Annotated in this window: 22 protein-coding genes, 2 tRNA genes and 1 pseudogene; 6 read left to right on the top strand and 19 right to left on the bottom strand. The window is 40.0% G+C overall.

Going from position 1 to position 22,263, the window contains the following annotated elements; genetic code table 11:
• Nucleotides 1–10: 10 nt before the first annotated feature.
• From D8854_RS06475 to D8854_RS06525, 11 genes and pseudogenes are all read right to left on the bottom strand, one after another.
• Nucleotides 11–793 carry a deoxyribonuclease gene (locus tag D8854_RS06475; protein ID WP_125450262.1) on the bottom strand — a complete coding sequence of 261 codons (783 nt, stop codon included), beginning with the start codon at nt 791–793 and terminating at the stop codon, nt 11–13.
• 28 nt (nt 794–821) lie between these two features.
• Nucleotides 822–2,618 carry an oligoendopeptidase F gene (gene pepF, locus D8854_RS06480; protein ID WP_125450263.1) on the bottom strand — a complete coding sequence of 599 codons (1,797 nt, stop codon included), beginning with the start codon at nt 2,616–2,618 and terminating at the stop codon, nt 822–824.
• A 10-nt stretch (nt 2,619–2,628) separates the two neighbouring features.
• Complete coding sequence (locus tag D8854_RS06485; protein ID WP_045592518.1) at nt 2,629–3,372, bottom strand: 16S rRNA (uracil(1498)-N(3))-methyltransferase; 744 nt, start codon at nt 3,370–3,372, stop codon at nt 2,629–2,631.
• A gap of 1 nt (nt 3,373) precedes the next feature.
• Nucleotides 3,374–4,324 (bottom strand): 50S ribosomal protein L11 methyltransferase, encoded by a 951-nt coding sequence (gene prmA / locus D8854_RS06490; RefSeq protein ID WP_125450264.1) that lies wholly within the window; start codon nt 4,322–4,324, stop codon nt 3,374–3,376.
• Between the two features lie 4 nt (nt 4,325–4,328).
• On the bottom strand, nt 4,329–5,774 hold the full coding sequence (locus D8854_RS06495; protein ID WP_125450265.1) for a HEPN domain-containing protein: 1,446 nt from the start codon (nt 5,772–5,774) through the stop codon (nt 4,329–4,331).
• A gap of 9 nt (nt 5,775–5,783) precedes the next feature.
• On the bottom strand, nt 5,784–6,209 hold the full coding sequence (locus tag D8854_RS06500) for an NUDIX hydrolase (RefSeq protein ID WP_125450266.1): 426 nt from the start codon (nt 6,207–6,209) through the stop codon (nt 5,784–5,786).
• A 1-nt stretch (nt 6,210) separates the two neighbouring features.
• On the bottom strand, nt 6,211–7,278 hold the full coding sequence (locus tag D8854_RS06505; RefSeq protein WP_185768073.1) for a site-2 protease family protein: 1,068 nt from the start codon (nt 7,276–7,278) through the stop codon (nt 6,211–6,213).
• Nucleotides 7,279–7,296: 18 nt separating this feature from the next.
• Nucleotides 7,297–7,365 (bottom strand): annotated as a pseudogene (locus tag D8854_RS10000) (DUF3013 domain-containing protein); the annotation flags it as partial.
• Nucleotides 7,366–7,541: 176 nt separating this feature from the next.
• Nucleotides 7,542–7,928: a hypothetical protein gene (locus tag D8854_RS06515; RefSeq protein WP_125450268.1), complete on the bottom strand. Its 387-nt coding sequence runs from the start codon at nt 7,926–7,928 to the stop codon at nt 7,542–7,544.
• 16 nt (nt 7,929–7,944) lie between these two features.
• On the bottom strand, nt 7,945–8,712 hold the full coding sequence (locus D8854_RS06520; RefSeq protein WP_125450269.1) for a hypothetical protein: 768 nt from the start codon (nt 8,710–8,712) through the stop codon (nt 7,945–7,947).
• Between the two features lie 18 nt (nt 8,713–8,730).
• Entirely contained in the window at nt 8,731–9,201 is a 471-nt protein-coding gene (locus D8854_RS06525) for a DUF3013 family protein (protein ID WP_125450270.1), read from the bottom strand.
• A 115-nt stretch (nt 9,202–9,316) separates the two neighbouring features.
• On the opposite strand from D8854_RS06525, the gene D8854_RS06530 reads away from it, so the two are divergent.
• From D8854_RS06530 to D8854_RS06545, 4 genes are all read left to right on the top strand, one after another.
• Nucleotides 9,317–10,588, top strand: a complete 1,272-nt coding sequence (locus D8854_RS06530; protein ID WP_125450271.1) for a replication-associated recombination protein A — start codon at nt 9,317–9,319, stop codon at nt 10,586–10,588.
• Between the two features lie 264 nt (nt 10,589–10,852).
• Nucleotides 10,853–10,925, top strand: a tRNA-Lys gene (locus D8854_RS06535).
• Nucleotides 10,926–11,277: 352 nt separating this feature from the next.
• On the top strand, nt 11,278–11,793 hold the full coding sequence (locus D8854_RS06540; RefSeq protein ID WP_000672739.1) for a DUF308 domain-containing protein: 516 nt from the start codon (nt 11,278–11,280) through the stop codon (nt 11,791–11,793).
• 61 nt (nt 11,794–11,854) lie between these two features.
• Nucleotides 11,855–11,927 (top strand) — tRNA-Lys (locus tag D8854_RS06545).
• Nucleotides 11,928–12,067: 140 nt separating this feature from the next.
• Here the strand turns inward: D8854_RS06545 and D8854_RS06550 are convergent.
• Nucleotides 12,068–13,156 carry an AI-2E family transporter gene (locus D8854_RS06550; RefSeq protein WP_185768074.1) on the bottom strand — a complete coding sequence of 363 codons (1,089 nt, stop codon included), beginning with the start codon at nt 13,154–13,156 and terminating at the stop codon, nt 12,068–12,070.
• 9 nt (nt 13,157–13,165) lie between these two features.
• Nucleotides 13,166–14,455, bottom strand: a complete 1,290-nt coding sequence (locus D8854_RS06555; protein ID WP_125450272.1) for a DUF308 domain-containing protein — start codon at nt 14,453–14,455, stop codon at nt 13,166–13,168.
• Nucleotides 14,456–15,258: 803 nt separating this feature from the next.
• On the opposite strand from D8854_RS06555, the gene D8854_RS06565 reads away from it, so the two are divergent.
• Nucleotides 15,259–16,404: a low temperature requirement protein A gene (locus D8854_RS06565; protein WP_125450273.1), complete on the top strand. Its 1,146-nt coding sequence runs from the start codon at nt 15,259–15,261 to the stop codon at nt 16,402–16,404.
• A 371-nt stretch (nt 16,405–16,775) separates the two neighbouring features.
• Here D8854_RS06565 and D8854_RS06575 read toward each other — a convergent pair whose 3' ends face one another.
• A complete protein-coding gene (locus D8854_RS06575; protein WP_038804949.1) occupies nt 16,776–17,231 on the bottom strand; it encodes a GNAT family N-acetyltransferase in 456 nt (151 codons plus the stop codon).
• Nucleotides 17,232–17,300: 69 nt separating this feature from the next.
• Between D8854_RS06575 and D8854_RS06580 the strand changes: the two genes are divergently transcribed.
• Entirely contained in the window at nt 17,301–17,960 is a 660-nt protein-coding gene (locus D8854_RS06580) for a prepilin peptidase (protein WP_038804948.1), read from the top strand.
• On the opposite strand, the gene trpA is transcribed toward D8854_RS06580, so the two are convergent.
• Genes trpA through trpD form a run of 5 tightly spaced genes read right to left on the bottom strand, consistent with a single transcriptional unit; the run spans nt 17,932 to nt 22,256 of the window.
• Nucleotides 17,932–18,708 (bottom strand): tryptophan synthase subunit alpha, encoded by a 777-nt coding sequence (gene trpA / locus D8854_RS06585; RefSeq protein WP_038804947.1) that lies wholly within the window; start codon nt 18,706–18,708, stop codon nt 17,932–17,934. The genes D8854_RS06580 and trpA overlap by 29 nt on opposite strands.
• Nucleotides 18,701–19,924: a tryptophan synthase subunit beta gene (gene trpB / locus D8854_RS06590; protein WP_000331265.1), complete on the bottom strand. Its 1,224-nt coding sequence runs from the start codon at nt 19,922–19,924 to the stop codon at nt 18,701–18,703. The genes trpA and trpB overlap by 8 nt, the downstream gene beginning before the upstream one ends.
• Complete coding sequence (locus D8854_RS06595) at nt 19,902–20,501, bottom strand: phosphoribosylanthranilate isomerase (protein ID WP_038804946.1); 600 nt, start codon at nt 20,499–20,501, stop codon at nt 19,902–19,904. Before D8854_RS06595 ends, trpB begins: the two co-directional genes overlap by 23 nt.
• A complete protein-coding gene (gene trpC / locus D8854_RS06600; RefSeq protein WP_038804945.1) occupies nt 20,488–21,255 on the bottom strand; it encodes an indole-3-glycerol phosphate synthase TrpC in 768 nt (255 codons plus the stop codon). The genes D8854_RS06595 and trpC overlap by 14 nt, the downstream gene beginning before the upstream one ends.
• Nucleotides 21,252–22,256 carry an anthranilate phosphoribosyltransferase gene (gene trpD, locus D8854_RS06605; protein WP_038804944.1) on the bottom strand — a complete coding sequence of 335 codons (1,005 nt, stop codon included), beginning with the start codon at nt 22,254–22,256 and terminating at the stop codon, nt 21,252–21,254. Before trpD ends, trpC begins: the two co-directional genes overlap by 4 nt.
• Between the last annotated feature and the right edge of the window lie 7 nt (nt 22,257–22,263).

The following is a 22,263-nucleotide window of genomic DNA, read 5'->3' on the forward strand; positions in this document are numbered from 1 at the left end:
GCTTTCTATCTTATTCTGTTTTTGATGGAGTTTTTCCTGCTGCAATCGCATCTGCTTCTGTCATCTCAACAACGTTGGCTTTATTCGTTCTTGAAGGCATTCTATCTTTATTATACCAATAAACTTTCGCATTCCCATGGTTTGCAACATAGACAATTCTATCTTGCTGTTGAGCTTTGGTTTCAGCTTCACGTTCAATTCTTTTTTCTTCTTCTTTTTGAGAAATTAATGACTCAACTGCACCTATTCTATCAAGCAACTCTGTCTTTTTATCATTATTTTCAATCTGATTAACTGTCTCTTTAGCAGACTTCAATTGACTCGCATCTTGACTTTCTTCCAATTGTTTGACTAAGGTTTCACCTTTTTCTTGCAACTCCTTTGCAGCTTTTTCTTTGGCAATTCTCTCTTCTTCTGCTTTTTCTTTAGTTTTTTTCTCTTCTTCGATTCGTTTTGCTTCCTCTATACTTGATGAAGTATCCGTGGTTGAAGCTGTCGAAGTAGTAGATGTCGCAGTCTGCTTAGTTTCTGATTGAGAAGATGAAGTTTTCTTTGTGACTGTGGGAGTTTGAAGAGCAACTGCAACAAAACTGACAATGAAAAGCCCTATCATTAAATTTCTTTTTCGAATATCTGGTGCTTTCTTTACAAAATACCAAATACCAACTCCACTCAAAACAAGATAGAGAGTAGGCAAAGCAATCAATAAAATGATTCCCAACAAAACTAGACCAATTTTGATAAAGAGCATCCTTTGGGAATCTTGCTCTAGCCATTCTTTGATTCTATTCATATTATTCTCCTAAAACTCTGTCCAATCTTTACTCTCCCAACTCAGCACTATAGGCAATAATCTGATCAACTGTGTCAGACAAGAATTGGATGGTATCACGGAGTGGTTTGTCCGTCGAGATATCGGCTCCAATAATCATGGCTGACTCAAGCGGTGTCTTGCTACCACCTGATTTGAGGAGATTGAGCCAGTCTTCAGCTCCAGTCTCTGAATGTTTCAGATGAAGGTAACCCGCAGTCGAGATAACAAGACCAGCAGAGTAAGTGTAACTATACAAGCCCATGTAGTAGTGAGCCTGTCGCATCCAAGTGAGTGCCGCATCGTCGTCAATTTCAATGGCATCACCCCAGAAGTCTGTCAAGACTTCCTTCATAATGCTATTGAGTTTGCTTGCTCCAAAGGTCTCCCCTTCTTCAATCAGTGTATAAACCTTACGCTGGAAGGCTGCTTCCAAGAGGTGGGTGATAAAATTATGGAAGTAGGTATCTGTCAAGCGGTGGGCAAGGGCAAAGCGTTTTTGACGTGGGTCATCAGACTGGTGCTCCAAGTAGTCACTTAACAGCAACTCATTGAAGGTTGATGGCGCTTCGACATAGTAGGTCGACATGTGGGCGTTGAAGTAGCTTTGATGATTGTCAGAAAAGATGAATTGACCAGAATGCCCGATTTCATGAATCAAGGTATAGACATCGCTCAAACGGCCTGTCCAGCTCATGAGGACATAAGGGTGCACGCGATATGGATCCGCCGCATAACCACCAGAATCCTTGCCACTATTGGCAGCAAAGTCCACCCAGCGCTCTTCTTGATAACGAGCAACTTCCTGACAATATTCTTGTCCCAAAGGTTCTACTGACTTCATGACTAGATCGTAGGCATCATCAATGCTAACCTCTGGATTCAGGGCGCTATCCAAGTCCAATTTCCAGTCTGCAAAAGTCATCTTTTCAAGACCATTTACCTTGGCAACATGCTTGAGGTATTTCTGAGCGACTGGCGCGAAATCCTTCATGATGAGGTCAATCTGGCGGTCAAACATGGCACGGTTCACTTCTTGCTCAGCCAGAAGATAGTCGAATACTGAGTCATAACCTTTCATATCTGCCAACAATTTTTCAGACTTGACTTGGGCTAGATAGGCTGCCGCGGCAGTATTTTGGTGCTTACGGAGTCCCTCTGAGAAAGAACGGAAGGATTGCTCACGAACCTCAGCGTCCTCGTGGTTTTGGTAGAAGTTTTCATAGGTCACAAAGCCGTTTTTGTAGGTCTTGCCATGGGCTTCAAAGTCAGCCATTTCAAAGTCCCCAGCTCGCATCTTAGTATAGATATCCTGTGGACTGTAGAAAACTTCACCCAGATTTGTCAAGGCCTTTTCCACATCAGCCCCTAGATAGTGGGCTTTTTTGATTTTGGCCTGACGAATGGCTGCCGTCAAATGTGGCAATTCACCCAAACGTTCTAAGACTTCCTCGTCTGCTGCCACCAGAGCATCGTCAAAGAAGATCAAGGCTACGCTGGCATCTGTTTCAAATTCCATCCCAGCTTGAGCTATATTAGCAAACTCTTCATTGCTATAGTCTGTCGTCTGGGGCATAAAGGCGTAATTGCCGATATGACTCATCTGGATGTAGATTTGTTCCAATTCTGCAAAGGCCTTCTCAAAATCCTCAAAAGTGTGAAGATTACCCTTGTAGTCACGGCTAAATTGGTTGATGTCTTCGCGAGCCTTCTCGATTGCTCGCAAGAAATCCTCACGGTCTTGGTATAGGGCAGTTAAATCCCAAAGCTCCTTTTCAGGAAATTCTGAACGGTGTTTTTGTTCCATTTTCTTCCTCTTATTTTTCTAATTCTACTAAAACACTAAGGGCAGATAAGACGTAAAGCGGGGCTGTTTCCGCTCGAAGAATCCTTGGACCAAGTCCTGCTAAGACGGCTCCTTCGGCTTCAAAACTTTCAATTTCTGCAGGTGAAAGACCGCCTTCTGGGCCAAAGATAAAGAGCAATTTGGCTCCTTTTTCAAGACCAGTGACTGCTTGTAAGAGCGCAGTAGCTTCTCCTTCTTTTGCTGATTCTTCATAGGCTACTATGATAGAGTCAAACTGATCCAGCTGGGCTAGAAAATCTGCTTTTTTCTCGAAAAGCTGAATACTTGGGACGATATTACGCTTGCTTTGTTCTGCTGCTCCAAGGGCAATTTTTTCTAGTTTTTCAATCTTTTTACCCAATTTCTTGCCATCCCACTTGGCAACCGACCAATCGGCAGGAAAGCCCCAGATTTGGCTAGCTCCTAGTTCCGTCACTTTTTGAGTGATAAACTCCAGCTTGTCTCCCTTGGGAAAGCCTGATGCGATGGTGACTTGAACGGGCAGTTCCACATTGTCAGTTAATTCTTGGACCAATTCAAACTGACATGCTTCCACATCCAGCACGCGCGCCAAGCGCTTGATGCCATCATCAAAGACTAAGGTCACCTCATCCTCTTCTTTCAGCCGCATGACCTGAAACATATGCTTGATGGTTTCCTTGTCCTCGATAGTTACAGGAGAGATTGCACTGCCTTTGACAAAATACTGCTGCATGCTAGCCTCCAATCACACCAGAAATATCCTTGGTCTTCTTAAAGACACAGGCATTCCATTCCCCTTGAATCATGTGGGTTTCAAGGAAAAATCCAGCTGACTCAGCTGACTCGCGCACCATGTCCCACTTGTCCTTGATAATCCCACTCATGATCAGGTAGCCTTCGTTCTTGACCAAACGATAAGCATCATCTGTCAGATGAATGAGAATATCCGCCAAGATATTGGCCACAATGACATCTGCTTCAATCTCCACACCCTTGAGCAAATCTCCAGTAGCAACATGGATGTTTTCCATGCCAGGGTTGAGCTCGATATTTTCCTGAGCGACACGAACCGCCACATCATCCAGGTCATAGGCGAAGATTTCCTTGGCACCCAGAAGCGAGCTGGCAATAGAAAGAACACCTGAACCAGTTCCTACATCAAGCACCGTTTCGCCGCCACGAAGAACCTGCTCCAAGGCGAAAAGGCTCATCTTGGTCGTTGGATGCGTTCCAGTCCCAAAAGCCATACCAGGATCCAGCTTGATAATCTTTTCTCCCGCAGTCGCCTCGTAGTCCGTCCAGGACGGCACAATGGTCAAGTTGTGAGTGATGCGAGCTGGCTCATAGTATTTCTTCCAGTTGTCTGCCCAGTCTTCCTCAGCCAAGGCAGTCGTGCCCATCTTGACCTCTCCTAGATCCATAAAATCAGTTAATTCTGCCAGGCGAGCCTGCAAATCTGCCTCAACCACTGCTACATCAACCGTATCAGGATAGTAGGCGGTCACTACGATTTCTTCATGTTGCTCGACCTCTGGGAAAATCTCACCAAAACGGTCGACATTCCCCACATAGTCCATGCTGTCTTCAATCGCAACACCTTGCGCCCCCAGCTCAATCAAGAGATTGGAGACCAGCTCCTCTCCCTCACGCTTCACTGTAACTTTTAACTCTTGCCATGTTTCCATTTTATTAGTACTCCTCATCATATTCTAATCCAAGTTCCTGAAATATGTAGAAACGTAATACCTCTTGACACAATGTACGAAGTTCATACATTTCATTGAAATCTGTCACTAGATTTTTATATTTTGATTTCTCATCTCCATGAATATAGTAGTTACGACTGTCATACAACTTTTTAACAATACTAGAAATGGAGGCCTCAGTAAGTTCATTCTTCCCTATTTTTCCAAGAACATTAGAAAATAAATCCAGTAATTTCTTTCTCAAGTCACTATCCTGTCTCTGATATTTCAACCTATTTCTAAAGACTTTTTTAAAACTCTCATCAATATTTTTATTAATAAAATCAAAAACTCTTTGTTTATTTATATCTTCTGCTTTAGAAATATCAGCTCGTTGTTCACCTCGAAAATTTCTAGCAAATACTTCTAAATTACGAATGGAGTCTATAAAACTATCTTCAAGATAAGGAGTCCCATGCAAATTGGCTGTAAAACTTCGAACAATAAATTCTAATTGCTCACTTTTATCGAACCAATTATTTATAATAGCTTCAAAATTGTCACCTAGTTTATTAAGTGAAATTTTGTGTAGTTCATGCTTATCCCATTTAATGTTTTTTCTTGAATGTTGTACAAAATATTTTCCTTTAATTATAGCCCAATTGTTATCCTGACGTTTTTCACACAAAAATTCAATCGTTTCAAACGATAAAGGCTTTTCAGATAACATCTCAACTAATTCTTCAATCCGTATTGAAGTATCATAGCATTTCTGAAAAGAGACCTTTCTATCTGTAGGAGAAGACAAGTGAATTCTATAAGATGGTTCTACGCTAAGTGCATCATAAGAAAAAATATAACTAGGCACATCTTTAAATTTCAAATCCTCTGATGTTATCAAAACTTCCGTCGATGGATAATTAGAGATGTTAACCTCTATATTAAAATCTTTTTGTTCGAAATCACGTTCCGTACTTATAATTGGTTTATCAATCCAATCTGCTAGATGATCAAAAGAAAATTGGTAATACTGGACTTTAGTATCTTCCAATTCGTCAATCAATTCAACTATCAAGTCTTTGAAATTATTCTTATTTGGGAACAATTGATAATTAATATCAAAAATTTTAAAATTTTTAATTCTATACTTTCTTAATGGAAAACCTGGAGCATTATCTGTTCCAAACGGACTACCGTAAGATTCTAATATCAATAACTTTCCATGAGAGTCAAATCCATAGATTTTATCTATAGGATGACCAAAATTAGTAATTATTTCGTCATCACTTGAAAATTCACCAAAAATTTCTAATATAATTTCGTTTGGTGAGTATGTCAAAATTCCACTATTTGCTTCATGATCAACTACTTTTGATTTATCATCAGAAAAATAACCTTTGATTTCAAATTCTTTATCCCATGAATATGACTTATATGTTAATTTACTCATATCTTGTAGTTACTCTTCCTCCATATAATCCCTCACCCTATCCTGCAACTGTGGCACAACCTTATCTGAGCCAAGAAATTCGTCAATATTCATCAATTTGTAGCCCTGTCCTTCATCGCCAAAAACAATACTGTTAAACTGAGCCTTTGTCAACTGACCAACTAGAAAAACGGAATGTTTGTCTGCAAAAAGCATACTTGGATAAACCTTACCCCAAAGCAGGCAATCTTTAGACAAATGAATCCCCAGTTCCTCAAAAACTTCACGCGCTGCGCACTCAAAAGGACTTTCGTCTCCTTCACGGCCACCACCTGGCAGTTCCCACATATTTGGCCACGGAATATTTTCCTTGCAATCCCGCAAGATAGTTAAAATCCTATCACCACAAAAGAGGGCAATTTTGCAACCTGTAAAATCAGAAATTTCGATTTCCATATTAGACTCCTTCGGATAATTCTTTTTCCAACTCTGCTAACCAGTTTTCATAATAACGTTTCTCGTCCCGTAGCATTCGGCTGCTATTCATTTTCTGTCTAGCAATTTTCATACCCTTGCGAGTTTGAGCTACATCATTCTTAACTTTAAATTGATACCAGGCTTGAATCATCTGCATGTCTGCCATTTTTAGAGATAAAAAGGATTTGACTCCTCGATTACTTGCATATTCCTCCGCTTTTTCATTATCTCCTTCTAGCAAGGCGATTTGAAGAAGGTATAGTTGGCAAAAAGTTTCAGACAGCGAGTGTTCTGTTCTCTCTAGTAAAGATTGAAATAGCTTTTTAGCTGCCTCCAAATGACCATCCAATATGAAAACCACTCCCTGAAGAGTTTGAATACTTTCTGCAAAGCTCCCACCTGCATCCTCAGGAACAGGCATGATAAAGTCTTTCAAATCATATTCTTGAGGAGCCAGCAAAGTTTGGGCAGAATGCCTCAACACCAGGTAAGCGTATTTGGTATTTTCAGGGTGTTGTAGCAATTCCCAAATTTTCGCTCCATCGGTGATCCCGACTGGCAAAGCATTGTTTAGGAAGAAAGACAAATTAAGAAAAATCCAAGTACCAGCAAAATACCAACTTCTTGTCAAAAATCCAAACAATATCGCCAATAAGATCAAGCTGAGATGAACCAGCAAACCTCCTGAAAGCATCAAGATGATTCTTTGATCGCTTTCGTCCTCCTTTAAACCAATATACTGAGCACCAACATTTTTCAGAACGGCTGTTCGACTAAGATGAAACCTGCCTGACTTTTTGGTCAAAAGAAAATGTCCTAATCCAAAAGCCACCAGCCGATAGCCTGTCAAGTAGCCACAAAAAGCATGACCCAACTCATGAAGAATAAAGATTAAATACATGCTTAGAAGAGCGAAGGAATAACCAAAAGTGAATGCTAAAACTGCGGAATACCCCAACTCTGCAAATGCGATAGTGCCACAAGCAAAAGCTAGCATAATAAAGGCAAAAGCTAGCACATAAACCAAATACGTCCCAAATTTTTTCATAAAATCTCCAACCAACTCCTAGTATCTAGGATAAGGATAAAATTCTCCCTCTTCCAAACCTGCTTTTCCTTCTTCAAATACTTCTTCTTTAACATACTTAAATGAACTTTCTTCATTCTCAAAGTAATACTTTGCAAAGATAAATGACATAGCGTTGTTAAAATATTCTTTAGTTCATAAGAACATATAATCAATTGTGACTAACTATAATAATTTTTTACACACTTATGAAATACAAGATTTATATAAATTAAATCGACTATTTATGAATCCATAGATAATAAGATTAGTCCTCCCGCGATTAAAATAGTTAAAAAAGTAGTGACAATTGGATCCCAAAATATGCCCCAAAAAATAATTAAGAATACAATATAAATCAAAGAGGCTATATATTTTCGTTCTCTAATCCCCCAAAAAATAAGAAATATAAGGGATATTGCCCAAAATAATCCTAAAAACAAATGAAAATAATACCCATCTACTTGCACAATTTTAAACGCTTCACGAAGCGCTCCTAATCTTTGTTGCTTTATACTAATAATTTCTGGGCTATGCTTAAATGCATATATCCACCAAGACATAAAAATCTCAATTATAAATATAATTCCTAATTTCACTGGATTTTCCACATAATTTTCAAAGTAGTTCATAAATTCACCATCATTTCTATTTTAAAAGTAATCCTAAGAGAAAAGCAACGATTGCCCATATAAGTGATAGTTTAGGAGCTTCAATACTTTTATTTGTTCCGACTAACCATTTATAAATTGCCTCAAAAGTATCATATACTATAAGTGATACTACAAAAACTGTAACCAATAGAAGGACCAAGAAGCAAGTATTTTCTAGCACACTCTTGTCTATCTTCAAAAAATAAAAGCTACTACTGTCAAAATTAACAAATGAATCTTTATCTATCCAAAAGAACAATAAATCTATAACTAATGCAACGAACATTGATATAACATTATATTTTTTCTTTGGGATAAGAAACAAAAGAAATAGAATACAAAAAATTGTAAGTATCAACGGTAAATTCATAAAATTATCAGTTTTAGATGCATGATTAATTTTTATATGAGATAGATAAGAAATGTTGGTCTTCATCCAACTTAAAGTTAAATAATTTACTAATCCCGTAATCGCAAATATTCCAAGTACTTTTACCCTAATTTTCTTTAAGAAATTTACTAATTTTACATATGATTGCCCAATTAAGTCATTTAGTTGACTGATCCGTGAAAATTTAGTTTCTTTTGATGAAAAAATTTTACTTAAACGACTTTCCATCCCATTTGATAAGTGTACATGCTTATTTTTTAATTTTTGTTGTGCATCCATATAGTCTTTTGCATATATAGAATGCGTAGTTATTTTTTTTGTATCTATGGCAACAACCTTTGTCTTATCTTTTTGGTAATATATTTTCTTCATATACTTCCTCGCTAGTTTCTAATACCTCGGATAAGGATAAAACTCTCCTTCTTCCAAGCCAGCTTTTCCTTCTTCAAAGACTTCTTGGTTCCATTCCATGACAAATTCCTCTGCTTCTGGGTCTTCCAAAAAGTCCATAAGGGCATCTAGCCCAACCTCTGCAGTATCTTTAAGGAATAGCACAAAATAAGCTAAAAATTCGCGAGAAAAACCTTTCTTCGGCAGATAAGGGATAACTGTCAAATAGTCTTCCTCATTAACTGTTGACTTAGCAGGATTGTAAAAGAGCACCGCTTCCTCAAATAGGATATCGTCCGATGACACCTCTCCGTCTTCATCCACCATCTCCACACCTGTAGCATTTTGCGCTTCCAACAAAAAACTCACTTCAACCGCATGATTGCGTTTGTCCCAACTAATCTCAAAGTCAAAGGGAAAGTTCTTCTCCAATTCTTCCTCTAAAACATCTAAAAATCCGTATGTTGCCATTTTGTCCTCTTTCTATGCGATTCTTTAATCGCCCCGAATACTCGGAAATATGCTAAAATAGATACTACCATCTTACCATATATACATCAGAAAATCCACGTTAGAAAGGACTGCTATGCCTGACAATCTCGCGCTTCGCATGCGCCCTAAAACCATCGACCAGGTCATCGGTCAAGAGCATCTGGTAGGACCTGGAAAAATTATCCGTCGTATGGTGGAGGCCAACCGCCTGTCCTCCATGATTCTCTACGGACCTCCAGGAATCGGCAAAACCAGTATCGCCTCTGCCATCGCTGGAACGACCAAGTATGCCTTTCGGACCTTCAATGCCACTGTTGATAGTAAAAAACGTCTCCAAGAAATCGCTGAAGAGGCTAAATTCTCAGGTGGCCTTGTACTGCTACTAGACGAGATTCATCGTCTTGACAAGACTAAGCAAGACTTTCTTCTACCACTCTTAGAAAGTGGTCTGGTCATCATGATTGGTGCTACGACTGAAAATCCCTTCTTTTCTGTCACTCCTGCCATCCGTAGCCGTGTTCAAATTTTTGAGTTGGAACCTCTGTCTAACCAAGACGTCAAAGAGGCTCTTCAGATAGCTCTAACTGACCCTGAGCGTGGTTTTGATTTTCCAGTTGAGCTAGATGAGGATGCGCTGGATTTCATCGCAACTTCTACAAACGGAGATCTTCGCTCTGCCTTCAACTCACTTGACTTGGCTGTTCTTTCTACTCCCGAAAATGACAAGGGCATCCGCCATATCACTCTTGATATCATGGAAAACAGCCTGCAGAGGAGTTACATTACCATGGATAAGGATGGGGACGGTCACTACGATGTCCTTTCAGCCCTGCAAAAGTCCATCCGTGGCTCGGATGTTGATGCCAGTCTCCACTACGCGGCCCGCTTGATTGAGGCTGGGGATCTGCCTAGTCTCGCTCGTCGCTTGACTGTTATTGCTTATGAAGATATCGGTTTGGCCAATCCTGAAGCTCAGATTCATACCGTAACTGCTCTAGATGCTGCTCAAAAGATTGGCTTTCCAGAAGCTCGCATTCTCATTGCCAATGTCGTGATTGATTTGGCCCTCTCTCCAAAATCCAACTCAGCCTATGTGGCCATGGACAAGGCCCTTGCTGATCTCAAAACATCAGGGCATTTGCCTATCCCTCGACACCTGCGCGATGGCCACTACAGTGGAAGCAAGGAACTAGGGAATGCGCAAAACTATCTCTATCCGCACAACTATCCTGGACACTGGGTCAAACAAGATTACTTGCCAGAAAAAATTCGAGATCATCACTACTTCTCTCCAGAAGATACTGGCAAGTACGAACGGGCCTTGGCTCAAAGAAAGGAAGCTATCGACCGTTTGCGAAAAATCTGAAATCCTTTTCAAAAAATTGCACTTTCCTCTTGATTTTTTTTGAAAAAGTGGTATCATATAAACATAGAAACGCTGTGGTGTACGACTTCACACTTAAGTGTTGACCGACTATTTTTTGTATTATTAGGGAAACAAAAGTCTTCTAACAGCATGTAGGCCGTCTCACACGGAAACAGCTTCAGTTAGAGCGAGTTGCCCACCTGCTTAATTGCGCGGGTTCAATACAAACCGTGAAGTTTCGGCACCAATACAGCTTTTTTCTTTGCCTCCTTAGCTCAGCTGGCAGAGCAGCGGACTCTTAATCCGTGGGTCACAGGTTCGATCCCTGTAGGGGGCATCTAAATCAACAGGAAAAAGCCTTGAGTTCCAAGGCTTTTTTGCTTATCTATAACTGATTTGCCTCATCATTTGTCCCACATTTTAAATCTATCTTTTCTTTTTGAATCAAATTACATCTTTACAAATAGCGTAAAGCCAGTTACTTTTGCTTTGATGCCATACAATATTTTCATGTAGAGAAGACAAATTTTATCTTCTCTTTTTATTTTCAAAATAATAAAAACTGATTTTCTTTTCATAAATCAGACTGAAACTTCCAAATTTTCCATTTTGTTTATTGACATTTCCTCTAAAAAGGTGTATAATATTTTTATTATCAAACTATACTATACTATATAGGGGGTATTGAAATGAAATTTTCTAATCGTTTACTGCTATTCCTTGCAGGAGTTGTTTTTGTCCTTTTAGGACTTTTCCTATTTACAAACCCAGTAGCTAATCTTGTTGCTTACAGCTGGTGGATTGCATTTGGTTTACTGGTTTCTTCTATAGCAGCTATTTTAGGCTATTTCTCTGTACCAAAAGAGCTTCGCTCACCAGCTCATCTTTTCCAAGGGATTGTTAATCTTCTCTTAGCTCTTTACCTCGTTGCCTATGGCTTTGTGACGCTGCCAGTTGTCATTCCAACTATTTTAGGAATTTGGTTAATTGTAGAAGCCATTATAGCTTTCTTTAAAGGCAATCGTCTGGGATTGATTTTCCCTATTATTGGCAACCATATCATGTGGATAGCGTTGCTTGCATTTTTACTAGGTCTAGTGATTTTGTTCAATCCAGTAGCTACAAGTGTCTTTGTCGTTTATGTCGTTGCCTTTGCATTTTTAATTGTTGGTTTCACCTATATCCTTGATGCCTTTCGTAAATAATCTAGCTGCCATTTTGGGCATATTAAAAAAGCTGGGAAGTTACATTCTCAGCTTTTTATTTGCCTTCTTAGATCAGTTGGTAGAGCAGTAGACTCTTAATCTATGGGTCGCAGGTTCGAGCCCTGCAGGGGGCACATCTAAATCAACAGAAATAAGCCTTGAAACCAAGGCTTTTTTTAACGTCTAATAGCTTTTTGTAGAAAAGTATTTAAAAATAAAAGAGAAGAGAATCTCTCACTCTCTTCTCAGTATATCTTATTAAATTTAGTTTTTCTTAATCTACCTGATTTTCCTTTGCAACGACAAATTCTTTAACCAGTCGATAGATAACAGCAAATACGGGGGTAAAGAATATCATTCCAAGTAGTCCGAAAAGATTCCCTCCGATACTAGCAGCCGCAAGCGTGAAAAGGGCTGGTAAGCCAATAGATTGACCCACAACTTTGGGATAGATAAGATTTCCCTCAATCAGTTGTATGATTTGATATAGAAGAAGAGAAAGTAAGGCTTGAGTAGGACTCACTGTGAAGATAAAAATCGCTCCCACAACACAAGCAATCATAGGCCCTACATAAGGAATGAACGATAGCACTCCTGCAAAGATACCTGTCATTACTCCATAGGGTATCCCAAACACGCTGTAACCAACCGCTATCATAACTCCTATGATGACTGCTTCAATCAGCTGACTCATCAAAAATTGGTCATAAGTCTCTAGTGCTACTTGTCCAATGTAAGTCAACTTTATCACCACCTTCTCTGGAAGAAAAACTTTTAGAAGTCGACTCGTCATCGCTGCCAAATGTTCCTTACTGGATAAAAATGAAAAGGTGAAGACTATAATCAAAAAGGCATTCATCAAACTTGAAAAAATATTGCCGATATTACTAGTCAGACCTGATAAAAAACCTATCAAAGCTTGGCTAATAGAACTAGATTGTCCCTGTATGCCTGATACGATAGTTGACAACATGTCTTTGGTTACAAATTCCGAGCTGCCTAGCAATTTCCCAAGTTGAGTAAGGACTGTTGAAAGGACTGTTCCCAGCTGACTAATAGTCTGGGCTAGGGTTGGCAGCACCAAAACCAAAAGAGCAATCACGATTAAGATAAGAGCTAGGAAAACAAGTACCATGGCAATCGGACGACGCAACTCTGCCTTTACCTTCAATTTAACTAAGTACTGTTCAATTTTTTTCATAGGAACATTAAGCACAAAAGCAATAACAGCACCATAAATCAAGGTTGATATTACATCAAAGAGAGAGATTGCTCCTGATATAAAGCTCGATGCATTCAGAATTACAAGAGCAACCAGCCCTATAAAAAGTATTAACGGGGTGTATTTTTTTACTAAGTTCATAAATTCTCATTAATAAACATGTTTAGATACGACTATACTATTTGGTTTTTCAAACTCTCGATTAAGGTAGGCTTGGTAAGTTCCTGGAGCGATAAATCCTTTGGGTGAGAGGATATCGGTGCCAGCCTGACCGACTATGGTATCAGCCAAGAGCACACAGTTTGTAGATAAGACAAAGTAGGATTTAAACTTAGATTTGATAAATTTATAAAGTTCCCCATCTGTCTCATGTCTGATTTTATAAGCGTAGGTGTAGTCTTCCTTACCATCACCTGTCATGATTTTATCTGCACTTGGCTCCCATGGAATCGTCAGTTGTTTCAATTCAGCCAACTTTTTCTGAACTGCTTTTTCCATTTCAGGCGTCAAATCTATCCCATAACCAAAAAGCGTTTTTTGACTCTCACGTTTACATAGGTCAATGTACTTGTCACGATCACAGAAATATAAGACACCATCTCCTACCATGCCAAATAAGGTCTCAGAAGACGGATCATAGTTGCCATAAGAAATAACACGGCCTTGATAGCAGATATCCACATGACCAATTGCCGAAAACAGAGAGGTCTCAGCTGTATGAACAAAAATTTCAAGCTCCGCTGTCTTACCAGACTTCACTATTCCAAGATGGATATCTTCTTCCTCATCAGCATTTTCCAGCATAAATTTGTTAATTTTTGCTAAAGTTCTTGCAGGGATGAGAGCGGCTAGGACAATAGGTAAGCTAATTCTAATGCGACGTTTGAGATGGTTTTTCCCAATTTCCTCCTCAAACAAGAAACCATCACGGATATTGGACACACCATAAAGGAAAAAATAAGCCCCTAATACAAAGAGTTGAAAGACAGAATTTCCTGTAGAGGACAAAAGACTAGTCCCACCAAGAAAAACTAGTACGAGTCCATCTAGTAAGAGACGAAAACGAGGTCGAATTTTGTTTTTGCGGTAGAGAACATAGGTGACAAGGTTAATACTAGCATGAAAAATCTGATAAACTCCAATCACAAGAGCCAAAATATAAATCGGCACATCCGTCGCAAGATTGGAGCCAAGCAAATATCCCAGCACTAACAATTTAACCAGTGCAACTCCCAAGGTATCCGTTGACTGGCTTTTTTTGAAAACTCTTAATAGCAAATCTACGACCGTTGCTATCCAAGCTAAAAACAGAACCAGGCGAATAACTGTTACTGGCAACCAAGTCCCCGTGACCATCAAGATGAGACCTAGCAGAACAAACAAGAACCCCTGAGCAAGTAATTTCTTACCTGTCAGACCTAAAGATAGAATTTTCGCCATATAAAAACCTTTCAACAATAAAAATTAAACACTCCGATTAAACTGACTAGTAAATAGCCAACACTACAAACAGCCTGTGCCAGCAACATATGGTGACTAGAAATGACTGTAGTAATGTCACCATCTTGTCTTATGCACTTCTAAAATTTGTTATATTGATTAGAAACCAGAGCTTATAAAAACTAGCTAAACTCGAGAGATAAGTACAATTGAGACGAAAAAATGTATAACCAATTCAACTTGTTAAGGTAAGAAAGCATTATTTCCAATCTATTAATTATTCATCTATTACTTATTATGACACAATATTCCCTATAGTTCAACTTTTTACTTGTTTTTATATTACACGGACTAAAAAGTTTTCAACAGTTGATTGCATGTGTTTTAATAAGTTTTAACCTTTCTTGGTTAGATAAAAAAAGAACCATACAGTTTAGAATCTGTATGGTTTTTGCCCCACTTTTGTCCCATTTTTAAATCATGACATTGAAAATACCTAAAATCACTTATATTTCAATATTTTTAATTGCTCTCAATATGAAAGTCCTTTCCAAATCCCTGTAGGGGGCATCTAAATCAACAGGAAAAAGCCTTGGAATCAAGGCTTTTTTGTGTAGTCTTAGCACTAAAAAACGATAGAAAAAACACCCCTTCTGAACTGCACCCCAAAAGTTAGACAGAAAAAACCTAACTTTTGTGGCGCAGTTCATTCGCGCCACATAAAGTTATTTAAGCATCTCCTTTTCTCTCATTACCATTTTCTGTTATAATAAATTGTACTTCTAAAATAGAAAGGTCTTAAGATGACAACTCTTATTAAACATAAACGTGTAGAATTTTCAGAACTTTTTTATGACTTAGTTTTTGTTTTTGCAATTTCAAAAGTAACTACTTTAATTGACCATCTTCATAACGGTATTTTGACTTGGAATTCTTTCCTTGATTTTTTCATTGCTACTTTGCTTCTCATCAATTCCTGGATGATTCAAACCGATTATACCAATCACTATGGAAAGAACTCTTTATTTAACATAGTAATCATGTTTATCAAAATGGGAATTTTACTCTTTATAGCCAATATGATTGGACCTGATTGGCAACAATATTTTCATTATCTCTGTTGGGCTATTGGTACATTAACCCTTACCTTATTTTTTCAATATTTGGTTGAATTTTTTAGAAAATCAACCGATGATGTTAATCGGGAAAGTATCAAAGGTTTTCTATGGATAACAGCTCTAGGAAGTTTAGGAGTCTATCTAGCAGCTCTTCTTCCTATTTACGTTGGAGTCTCTGTCTTATTTGCTAGTATTCTGCTAACATTTATTATGCCAAGTATCTTGCTTAATAAAGATAAGCATTACCAGGTAAATCTCCCCCATTTAATCGAGCGCATCTCCCTTCTTGTCATTATTATGTTTGGAGAGATGATTACGGAGCTAGCTAACTTCTTTACAATCGAGAATTTCTCGATTTATTCGGTTCTTTATTTCATTATTATGATTTCTCTGTTCTTGTTTTATTTTGGTCAATTCGACCATGCTATTGATGAAAAATCTAATCAAAAGGGGCTATTTCTAATTTACAGTCACTATCCTATTTTCATTGGACTTATGATGATGACTGTATCGATGGGCTTTCTTCAGAATCCTGAAGCTAATCGTCTCTTTGCAACCAGCTTCTCTTATATCGGATTTGGCCTCTTTCAAGCTGCTGTCCTAGTAAATGGGCCCCATAACAAACACTATCTTCGCTATTCGAAAAGTTACTACTGTGTCCAAGCGACACTCTATCTGGCTGCCTTGATTCTCTCTTTAATCTTTGCTTCTAATCCTATAATAGTAGTGAGTATAACAACCATTTTAGCTCTAGCTATAGCCATTCATTTTATTTATTTTTATATGACACAGAATAAAAAATATTCCAAATCTAACTGGGGATTATTTTAATGAGTTTATAACATTAAAAAGCTTTGGGAACCAAGGCTTTATATGATATCAATCACCGACCACGAAAATGTTTAGCTTACAGAACTGCTAGTGAAGCTCTAGAGGATGAGTTCGAGTAAATGTTGCACTTATTCTTGCAATTTATCATTTACTTGATGCACGAACTCGATATTTTTTTCGTTAATTTGTTTTTGCCCCACTTTTGCCCCATTTTTAAATCCTGACATTGAAAATACCTAAAAGTATTTCCCTAAAATCAGCTATATTTCAACATTTTTGTTTATTTTCAATATGAAAAGTTCTTACAAATTCATGTAGGGGGCATCTAAATACAACAGGAAAAAGCCTTGGTTTCAAGGCTTTTTTGCTTTCTATCTCCCCTTTTTCATGATGTATTTTCGTATAGGTACTTCAACCATTTGAACGATTTCAAATCCTTCTTTTTGGTAAAGCTTGTAAGCTGTTTGATTTGCCTCATAGACATTTAGAGAAATAGTATCTATGTCTTCATTTTCAAAGGCCAAACTAACAAATTTTCTTAAAGCCTGGCTACCTAAGCCCTGCCCCTGTTTCTGGGGGTTGATAAAAAATCTCCCGATATGAAGATTCCTGTCTTCTAGCCTAATTTTCTGGATAAGCCCCACAAACTCTTGTCCATCAAAGATTGAAAAGATTCCTTCCAAATCTTGCAAGATTTGAATTGTTAAAGGAAAAGGAATCATTGTTCCCATCCATTGTTCTTGAAAGGATTTGCCAAGGGAGTTGGACCATTGGCATACGAGCTGAGCATTTTCTGTGCTCACATTTTCTTCAAAACGAATCATCATCTTGACCTCACCATCTTATCAATGTTTCTTTATTATACTACTTCTTCTATTTTTTACGAATAGATAAGTATGATTGATCTTTATTTTTTTCTTGTCGGGAACATTCTCGCTTCCTTTCTAGGTTTGGTCATTGACCGTTTCCCTGACCAATCCATTATTCGACCAGCTAGCCACTGCAATTCCTGTCAGACTCGCTTGCGTCCGCTAGATTTGATTCCTATCCTTTCGCAGGTCTTCAATCGCTTTCGCTGTCGCTACTGCAAGATTCGCTATCCAATCTGGTATGCTCTCTTTGAACTCGGCTTAGGGCTTGTCTTTCTGGCTTGGTCTTGGGGCTGTATTTCCATAGGACAAGTCATCCTCATCACTGCTGGCTTGACCTTGGGTATCTACGACTTTCGCCATCAGGAATATCCCCTACTGGTCTGGCTGACTTTTCACCTAATCATCCTGGCTTTCTGTGGTTGGAATCTGGTCATGGTCTTCTTTCTTGCCCTTGGAATTTTGGCGCATTTTATCGATATTCGCATGGGTGCAGGGGATTTTCTCTTTCTGGCTTCTTGTGCTCTCGTCTTTAGTGTGACCGAACTACTCATCTTGATTCAGTTCGCTTCTGCAACAGGAATTCTAGCCTTTCTCCTGAAAAAGAAAAAGGAAAGACTTCCTTTCGTGCCTTTCCTCTTACTTGCTGCTTGCATGATTATTTTTGGTAAGCTACTGCTTGTTTGATAAAGTCCTCAATTGGCTCTCCTTGGTGGAGAGCTTTTACGATTTTTGAACCGACGATAACGCCATCTGACACTGCATTGAAACGTTCTACATCAGCTTGACTAGAAACACCAAAACCTGTCAAGACTGGGATGTCAGCTACTTGATGCAATTGTGCCAAGTGCTTGTCCAAGTCTGCACGGTAATTGCCTGACTTCCCTGTCACCCCATTAATGGCAACGGCATAGACGAAGCCTTCTGCCCCTGCAATCAACTCTTTTTGACGCTCAAGTCCTGTTGTCAAACTAACTAGGGGAATCAAGGCGATGTCTGTGTCTGCCAAAAATGGTTCTACAAAGTTAGCATGTTCATGAGGCAGGTCTGGGATAATCAAACCCTTAACTGCTGTATCTGCCAAATCTTTGACAAATTTCTCAACACCGTACTGAAATAGGGGGTTGAAGTAGGTCATAATGACAAGTGGAACTTCTGTTTCAATGCTTTTCAAGGTTTCCACCAAAGCCTGGGTAGAAGTTCCGTGAGCTAGACTGCGCAAGCCTGCTTCTTCGATAACAGAGCCATCTGCAACAGGGTCTGAAAAGGGAATACCCACTTCAATGGCTGAAACACCCAAATCTTCTAAAAAGTGGATTGTTTCACCTAGGCCATCCAGACCTTTCTCATGGTCCCCAGCCATGATATAAGGAACAAAAATTCCTTTTCCAGTCGCTTTTATAGCGTTCAATTTTTCTGTTAGTGTCTTAGGCATGAGCTTCTCCCTTCTTTGCTGCATCTGCTTCCAAGCGGTCTTTGACTTGAACTACATCCTTGTCCCCACGACCGGATAGGCAGACAATCATCGACTTGTCTGGTCCAAGTTCTTTGGCCAATTTCACTGCAAAGGCAATGGCGTGGCTAGATTCCAAGGCTGGGATAATTCCTTCCACACGAGACAAGAGTTGGAATCCTTCCAAGGCTTCCTCGTCAGTCACAGGAACATAGCTGGCACGTTTGATATCGTGGTAGTGAGAGTGTTCTGGACCGATACCAGGGTAGTCTAACCCTGCTGAGATAGAAAAGGCTTCTAAGATTTGCCCATGTGCATCTTGGAGCACATCCATAAGCGAACCGTGGAGAACACCTGGGCGACCCTTGGTCAAGGTAGCTGCGTGATGCTCTGTATCCACACCAAGTCCTGCTGCTTCAGCCCCATACATTGCTACTGACTCATCTTCTACAAATGGATGGAAGAGACCGATAGCATTAGAACCACCACCAACACAAGCTACTAGAGCATCTGGCAAATCTTGACCTGTCAAGTCACGGTACTGTTGTTTGGCTTCTCGACCGATGACACTTTGGAAGTCACGAACGATTTCTGGGAATGGATGAGGTCCTAAGGCAGAACCAAGGATATAGTGGGTATCGTCGATATTTGCCACCCATGAACGGAGGGCTGCATTGACCGCATCCTTGAGCACGCGCGAACCATCTGTTACTGCCTCAACCTTGGCTCCCAAAAGCTCCATACGGAAGACATTGAGGGCTTGTCGTTTGACATCTTCCTCACCCATGTAAATGGTACATTCCATGTTAAAGAGGGCTGCAGCTGTTGCAGTTGCTACACCGTGCTGACCAGCACCTGTTTCAGCGATAATTTTCTTTTTGCCCATGCGCTTAGCCAGAAGAACTTGGCCCAAGGCATTGTTAATCTTGTGGGCCCCTGTGTGATTGAGGTCTTCCCGTTTGAGATAAATCTTAGCTCCACCGATATGCTGGGTCAAGTTTTTTGCGTAGTAAAGGGGAGTTTCACGTCCTACATACTGGCGTAAGAGCTGGTTTAATTCCTCTTGGAAACTTGGGTCCGCCTGACTTTCACGATAAGCTTTTTCCAACTCCAAAACTGCTGTCATCAATGTTTCTGGGACAAAACGTCCGCCGAATTTTCCGTAAAATCCATCTTTATTTGGTTCTTGATATGCCATTCTTTGCCCTCTCTATAAATCTTCTAATCTTTTCATGATCTTTTTGTCCATCTGTCTCCACTCCACTTGATACATCGACTGCATAGGGAGTAAAGTGTCGAATTGCTTTTACTACATTGTCTTCCTTAAGCCCACCTGCGATAAAGAAAGGCTGAGCTAGTTCTGCCGTATCCAGTTGGCCCCAGTCAAAGATCTGGCCACTCCCTGCCACAGGGGCATCAAAGAGTAGATAATCTGCCCGAGAATTGGGCACATGCCCCTCTCCATCCACCTGCACAGCCTGAATGCTGGCACAAGGTGAATCCTCAAACAAATCATCTGCTACCTGACCATGAACTTGAACCAAGTCCAAGCCAACTTTTTTAATTGCTTCTAGTAGTTCTGTCCTACTTGGTGAAACAAATACGCCAACCTTTTTTACATCGGAAGGAATGTGCTTTGCGAGCTCAGCAGCCTCTTCCAAGCTCACCTGTCTTTTACTAAGCGCAAAGACAAAACCAATGTAGTCTGCCCCTGCTGATACGGCTGTCTCTACCGCTTCTTTGGTCGATAATCCACAAATCTTAACCTTTGTCAATCTGCAACTCCTTGATTCTTTGAGCCACATCCTCTGCCTGCATGAGAGCTGTTCCCACCAAAATTCCGTTAAAGGATGATGCTACTCGTTCCGCATCCTGTCCTGTGAAAATGGCAGATTCAGAAATGTAATAGTGACCTTTCTTAAAGTGCTGAGCCAAGTCTACACTGGTCTGCAAGTCGACTTCAAAGGTGGTCAAGTTACGGTTGTTAACCCCAATAATCTCAGCACCCAGTCTGTGGGCCACCTCTAGTTCAGCAAGATTGTGAGTCTCCACCAAAACTTCTAGACCAAGCTCTGTCGCATAGTCGTAAAGTTCCTTAAGGCGTTCTTCTGACAAGGCTGCCACAATGAGCAAGATGACTGTCGCACCCGCATTGCGAGCACGGATGATTTGCTTTTCATCGATGATAAAGTCCTTATTAAGCGTCGGAATGTTTACCTGACTGGAAATCTCACGCAAATAATCCAAATGCCCTTTAAAGAAAACTTCATCTGTCAAAACCGAAATCATCACTGCTCCGTTCGCTTCATAAGTCTGGGCCTGTTGCACAATATCCACATCGAGATTGATATCTCCCAGACTAGGGCTAGCCTTCTTGACCTCAGCGATTACCTGCAAACGGTCTTGATGTTGTTTTAAATAGTCAGCCAAGCGATAGGTCTGGCGCAAGGGCTGGATTTCCTCCAGCTCCATTTGCTCGACTTCACGCGCCTTCTGTTCTAAGATTCGTGATAAAAATTCCTGACTCATTTTTGGTACTCCTGTAACAGTCTGAGTTTTTCAAGGGCCTTGCCACTAGCAATCACTTGACGAGCCAAGGCAACTCCTTCCTTGATACTAGCTACCTTACCATTAGCATAGAAACCAAGACCAGCATTCAAGACTGTCGTTTCCAAGAATGGACTTGGTTCGTTTTGAAGAACGCTGAGCAAAATTTCTGCATTTTCCTGAGCATTGCCACCACGGATATCTTCGATAGCGTAGCGTTCCATCCCCAAATCCTCTGGAGTGAAGCTTGACAAGGTGATTTCGCCATTTTCAAGAAGAGCAATATTGGTTGTTCCGTTCAAGCCAGCTTCATCCAGCCCTTCTGGTCCAGCAACCACGATGGCACGCTTGCGGCCCATATTTTTCAAAACCTGAGCGGTACTTTCTAGCAGTTCTGGACGACTAATCCCAAGAAGCTGTGTTTCCAAGGCCATTGGGTGAATCAGTGGACCAGTCAAGTTCATGATTGTTGGAATTCCCAATTCCAAACGTGCTGGCATGATGTATTTCATAGCTGGGTGCATATTTTTAGCAAAGAGAAAGACGATGCCAGTTTTATCAAAAACCTTACCTAGTTCAGCTGGTTTGAGGTCAAGATTGATGCCCAATGCTTGAAGGACATCTGCAGAACCCGATTTAGAAGAAATCGAACGGTTACCGTGCTTAGCCATATGAATGCCGCCACCAGCCAAGACAAAGGCTGCAGTTGTGGAAATGTTAAAGCTGAAAGACTTGTCCCCACCTGTACCACAGTTGTCCATGGCATCATGTATCTCAGTTGGAATGTGTTGGGCATGGCCTCTCATGACTTGTGCAATGGCTGTGCGTTCTTCAGGTGTTTCCCCCTTCATCTTAAGGGCCAAGAGAAGAGAAGCAATCTGAGCTTCGGTTACACGCCCAGTTACGATACGCTCAATGACATCCGTCATTTCCACACCTGATAAATTTTCAAATTTCGCTAGTTTTTCAATAATTTCTTTCATCCTAGTT

The sequence above is a fragment of the Streptococcus mitis genome, assembly GCF_003943905.1.
GTDB lineage: Bacteria > Bacillota > Bacilli > Lactobacillales > Streptococcaceae > Streptococcus > Streptococcus mitis_BC.